Origin of the sequence: Streptomyces sp. Ru71, assembly GCF_002920535.1 — a bacterium.
In the GTDB taxonomy this organism is placed as follows: domain Bacteria; phylum Actinomycetota; class Actinomycetes; order Streptomycetales; family Streptomycetaceae; genus Streptomyces.
The window spans coordinates 1-5,119 of sequence record NZ_PQSS01000148.1 but is presented as its reverse complement, the minus strand read 5'-3'; the positions used below and the strand labels follow the sequence as shown (position 1 = coordinate 5,119).

At 76.0% G+C, this 5,119-nt stretch carries 5 protein-coding genes and 2 pseudogenes; all 7 read right to left on the bottom strand.

Annotation, left to right across the window (positions count from 1 at the left end; genetic code table 11):
* Positions 1-504: pseudogene (locus C3489_RS37685) on the bottom strand (D-beta-D-heptose 1-phosphate adenosyltransferase); the annotation flags it as partial.
* 3 nt (positions 505-507) lie between these two features.
* Positions 508-1,098, bottom strand: a complete 591-nt coding sequence (locus tag C3489_RS37680) for an SIS domain-containing protein (protein WP_103786637.1) — start codon at positions 1,096-1,098, stop codon at positions 508-510.
* Positions 1,099-1,130: 32 nt separating this feature from the next.
* Positions 1,131-2,351 carry a glycosyltransferase gene (locus C3489_RS37675; RefSeq protein ID WP_103786636.1) on the bottom strand — a complete coding sequence of 407 codons (1,221 nt, stop codon included), beginning with the start codon at positions 2,349-2,351 and terminating at the stop codon, positions 1,131-1,133.
* Positions 2,348-3,280, bottom strand: coding sequence for a glycosyltransferase (locus tag C3489_RS37670; RefSeq protein WP_103786635.1), 933 nt, complete (start codon positions 3,278-3,280; stop codon positions 2,348-2,350). Before C3489_RS37670 ends, C3489_RS37675 begins: the two co-directional genes overlap by 4 nt.
* A complete protein-coding gene (locus C3489_RS37665; protein WP_103786634.1) occupies positions 3,277-4,263 on the bottom strand; it encodes a glycosyltransferase family 9 protein in 987 nt (328 codons plus the stop codon). Before C3489_RS37665 ends, C3489_RS37670 begins: the two co-directional genes overlap by 4 nt.
* Complete coding sequence (locus tag C3489_RS37660) at positions 4,260-4,841, bottom strand: HAD-IIIA family hydrolase (protein ID WP_103786633.1); 582 nt, start codon at positions 4,839-4,841, stop codon at positions 4,260-4,262. Before C3489_RS37660 ends, C3489_RS37665 begins: the two co-directional genes overlap by 4 nt.
* Positions 4,838-5,119 (bottom strand): annotated as a pseudogene (locus C3489_RS37655) (transferase); the annotation flags it as partial. The gene C3489_RS37660 and the pseudogene C3489_RS37655, both read right to left, overlap by 4 nt.

The following is a 5,119-nucleotide window of genomic DNA, read 5'->3' as shown; positions in this document are numbered from 1 at the left end:
CGGGTGCGGGTCCCAGACCAGCGGGGGGCGCTCGGCGAGGACGTCCCGCAGGGCGTCGGCCGCGCCCCGGCCGTAGTCGGAGACCAGCACGGCCGGTGCCGCCCGCAGCGCGGCGCGGGCCTGGGCGGTGGCCGTGCGGACCCGCCCGTCGCCGCGGTCCAGGCGGACCACCGGGCGGCCCCGGGCGAGCACGCGGGTCTTCTCGGAGAGCGGGCCGGTCAGCGGCAGCGCGATCAACTCCACGCGCCCGGCCAGGAGTTCGCGCAGCCGTGTGCTCGCCGGGTCGTCGCCGAGGCCGGTGATCAGCGTCACGTGCCGGCCGTCGGCGGCCGCGAGGCACGCGGTGAGCGCGGCGCCGCCGGGCCGGACGCGTTCCTCGCAGCCGGCGACGACCGGCACCGGCGCGTCCGGGGCGAGGCGGTCGGCGCTGCCGGTCAGGTCGCGGTCGAGCAGCGCGTCGCCGACCACGACGAGGGGGGCCTTGGAAGAGCCGTGCGTCGTCATCCGTCACCTCCCGTGGATGCGCTCCACTGCCGCGTCGAACGCCTGGCAGATCATGTGCACGGCGACCAGGTGGAGTTCCTGCACGGTCGCCGTGGTGGCGGCGGGCACGCACAGCGCCTCGTCGCTGCCCGCCATCAGCGGGTTGGGTGCGGCTCCGGTCAGCGCCCACACGCTCAAGCCGGCCGCGCGGCCCGCGTCGGCGGCGGACAGCAGGTTGGCGCTGGCGCCGGACGTGGACAGCAGCATCAGCACGTCGCCGGGCCGGCCGTGCGCGCGGACCTGGCGGGCGAACACCTCGTCGACGCCGTAGTCGTTGGCGATGGCGGTCGTCGCGGAGGTGTCGGCGTGCAGGGCGATCGCGGAGAACGGCGGCCGGTCGTCGCGGTAGCGGCCGACCAGTTCGGCGGTCAGGTGCTGGGCCTGGGCGGCGCTGCCGCCGTTGCCCGCGGCGAGGAGGCGTCCGCCGCCGCCGAGCACCTTGGCGAGCTGCTCGCCCCACCGCTCGGTGAGATAGGAGCGCTCCCTGAACGGGCCGAGCGCGTCGAGGAGTTCGTCGCAGTGCGCGGCGACCGGCGACGGTGCGTGGGTGCTCATGCCGCCCCCTTTCGTGTGTGCGGGGGCGCTCATCACGCCACCTCCGTGCGCAGGCCGCGCCCGACGGCGACCTGGCGGTAGACCTGTTCGACGCCGTCGGCGACCCGGTGCCAGGTGTAGCGGGCCAGGACGCGTTCGCGTCCGGTCTCGCCCATCCGGCGGCGCAGTTCGCCGTCGGCGAGGAGGTCGCGTACGGCGGCGGCGACCGCCCAGGCGTCCCCGGCCGGGACCCGGCGTCCGGTGACGCCGTCGGTGACGGTGTCCTTGTGGCCGCCCACGTCGGTGGCGACGACCGGCACGCCGCAGGCCATGGCCTCCAGCGGCACGATGCCGAACGGCTCGTACACCGGGGTGCACAGCACCAGGTCGGCGCTGCCCATGACGGCGGGCATGTGCGCGGGGTCGACGGCGCCGATCAGTCGCACCCGGTCGGCGACACCGGCGCGTTCGGCGAGTTTCAGCAGCCGCTCCGCCTCCGGGTCGGTCTCCAGCAGTCCGGGCGGCGGCCCGCCGGCGACGATCAGTTCGGTGTCCGGGATCCGGGTCAGGGCGCGGATGGCCTTGTCGTAGCCCTTGCGGCGCACGAGCCGCCCGCAGGACAGGATGCGGTGGCGCTGCTCGCGCGGCGGCACATGGCGCACGTCGCGGGCGCCGGGGTGGAAGTGGTCGGCGTCCACACCGCACGGCACCACGGACACCCGCTGCGGGGAGACGCCCATGTCGGCCAGCTCGTACACCTCGTCGGTGCAGGTGGCCAGGATGCGGCTGCAGTTGCGGCCCAGCTGCCGCTCGATGCCGACGCGTTCGAAGGGGCTGGTGTCGCGGCGGCCCTGGTGGCGGCGCTTGACGGTGCCCAGGGCGTGGAAGGTCTGCACGACGGGGATGCCGTGGGGGTGGGCCCCGATGCGGGCGGCCATGCCGGACATCCAGAAGTGGGCGTGCACGGCGTCCGGTCGCTCGCGCTGCCAGGCCCGCGCCAGGTGGGCGCCGAAGCCGGGCATGTAGGGGAACAGCTCGTCCTTGGGGACGGGCCGGGGCGGACCGGCCGGCACGTGCTCGACGACGGTGCCGCCGGGCATGGTCACCCGGTCGGGCAGGTCGGTGGAGTCGCGCCGGGTGTAGACGGTGACGTCGTGTCCGCGGCTCGCCAGCTCCTCGCTGAGCCGGGCCACGTACACGTTCTGGCCACCGGCGTCCACCCCGCCGAGTACCGCGAGGGGGCTCGCGTGCTCGGACACCATGGCGATCCTCATCGGGTCACCTCCTTCAGCAGCCGCTCCCAGTCGTCCAGGAAGCGGGTCAGCCCGTAGCGGGCGAGCGCCGCGGCGCGTGCGCCCTCGCCGACCGCACGGGCGCGCAGCGGGTCGGCGACGAAGTCCCGTACGGCGTCTTTCAGTACGTCGATGCGGTTGGAGACCACTCCGGCGCCCTCGGGCACCGCCTCGGTCACCTCGGTGGTGGCGAGCGCCACCACCGGCATCCCCAGGTGCATCGCTTCCAGCAGGGACAGGCCGAGGGAGGTCCAGCGGACCGGGTGGAGGTAGAGCCGGCGGCGGGCCATCTGCGCGTGCAGGTCACGCTGCGGCAGGTCGTAGGTCCGGGTGCCGGGCAGCTCCAGCCGGTCGGTCTTCATGCCGAAGACGTCCAGCGGGGCGGCCTCGGCGAAGTACGGCAGCAGGTCGGTGCCGGTGGTACGGCCGCGCCGGACGGGCTCGTTGACGACCACGGCGGCGTGCGGCACCTCGCCGGTCCACAGCGGGCCGGGGTCGACGATGCCGTGCTCGATGACGGCGGTCGGGGCACGGCCGTTGTCCCACATCAGCCGGTTGAAGTGGGTGACGTGCACGATCGGGATCGCCGACTGGTCCGCCATCGGGTGCCGGGTGTCGGGCACGTCGCCGTGCGGGGCGTTGTGCTCCAGGTACACCATCGGCGGGCGGCGGCCCAGCCACGCGTCCACGAGGGCGAGTTCGTGCGGGCGCTGCAGGACGACGAGGTCGATCTCCTCCTCGCGCAGCCGCTCGGGCGGCACCTCCAGCACGCTGTCGGGCCAGTCGAAGGTGCGGGCGCGGCCGAGGCCGTCGGGGCCGCGGTCGGGGGTGACCGGGACGAGGCAGGTGTGCGGGCCCTGGACGAAGGACGTGGTCCAGGAGCCGTGCACGTGCCAGATCAGGATCCTCATGCCTGCATCACCTTCTCCACTGCGGCGACCACGTCGTGGGCGGTCACGGACTCAAGACACGGGTGGCCGGGGACGGGGCAGGTGCGGGCCCGGCTGCCGGCGCAGGGCGCGCTCTGGTCGCCGAGCAGCACGTACGGCACGCCGTAGGGGCGCCAGCGCTCGGCCGGGACGACGGGGGCGAACAGGGAGACGACGGGCGTGGAGACGGCGGCGGCGAGGTGCGCGGGCCCGGTGTTGCCGGTGACGAGGGCGGCGGCCCGGGCCAGCACTCCGGCCAGTTCCCGGGCGCCGGTACGGCCGCCGAGGTCCAGGCCCGCGTCCCCGGCGACGTGCGCGGTCAGCTCGCGCTCGCCGCGCCCGCCGGTGACGACGACGCGGTGCCCGGCGGCGGTCAGCTCACGCACGGCCTCGGCGCAGCGGCCGGGGCTCCAGGCGCGGGCGGGCACGCTGGCGCCTGGGTGCAGCACGACGTAGGGCCCCGCACCGGTCAGTTCACGGGTGTCGGGCGGGGGCAGGACGGCGAGCCGGCCGTCGTCGACGCGCGGGAAGCCCGCGGCCTCGGCGAGGTCGAGGGCGGCCTCCGCCTCGTGGGCGTGCGGGGCGCGCTGGTGGCGTACGTCGAGCAGGGAGCCGGGGTAGTCCACGCTGTCGGCGGCGAGGTGCCCGACCCCGGCCAGGCGCAGCAGCAGCGCGGTGGGCAGCGGCGACTGGTGGAAGGAGGTCAGGATCAGGCCGGTGTCGGCGTCGAGGGACGCGGTCAGCTCGTCGATCTCCCCGCGCCGCACGGGCGGCGGGTCGAATCCGGCCCAGGGGGCGTCCCAGACGACGACCTCGTCCACGCCGGGCAGCATGCGCGCGGCCGGTTCGCCGAGCGGCCCGCACAGCAGGGTGAGGTGCTCGGCGCGGGCGGCGACGGCCCGGATCGCGGGCCCGGCGAGGAGCACGTCGCCGAAGCTGTCGAGGCGGGTGACGAGCGCTCTCATCGCGCCTCCCGAAAGGCCTCGGCGACGGGCCGTTCGTCGGCCAGGACGTGGCCGTGGGGCGGGCCGTCGAGGAGGACGCGGACGGCGGTCATGAGGTCCTTGGCGACGTGTTCGGCGCTCGCCGTCTCCTCCGGTCGGGTCACCGGCGTCGGGACGAGGATGCCGTGCGCGCCGGCCCGGCGGGCGGCCTCGACGTCGGCGCCGATGTCGCCGACGACGGCGAGCCGGCCGGGGGGCGTGCACAGCCTCCCCGCCGCCCACAGGACCATGCCGGGTTGCGGCTTGCGGCAGCGGCAGCCGTCGTCGGGGCCGTGCGGGCACACCGCGAACACGTCGAAGGGGCCGAGCAGTTCGTCCACGCGCTCGTTCACGCGGCGCACGTCGGTCTCGGTGAGCAGGCCGCGGGCGACGCCGGACTGGTTGGTGACGACGCCGGTGCGCACGCCGTGGGCGCGCAGCAGCTCGACGGCCTCGCGGGCGCCGGGCATCGGGCGCACCCGGTCGGGGTCGCCGTTGTAGGGCACGTCCTCGACGAGGGTGCCGTCGCGGTCGAAGAGCACCGCCCGGATCGCCGTCACAGGGCCACCTCCCGCCAGGGGGCGGCCCGCCGGTGCCGCACCAGCCCGCTGAGCCAGTGCCAGGTGGCCGCGGGCGGGATGAGCACGCTGGTGGCGAGCATGGTGTTGATCTCGTGCCGGGTGCGCGGTCCGGGCGCGATGCGCGCCCAGGCGAACTCGGCGGTGCCCGCCGCCCAGCCGAGCGCGGCGAGGACGGCGGCCTGCCGGTGCCCGGTGAGCGCGCAGCCGACGGCGGTCAGCCCGGCAGCCGTGGTGGCGAGGTGGCCGCGGATGCGGCC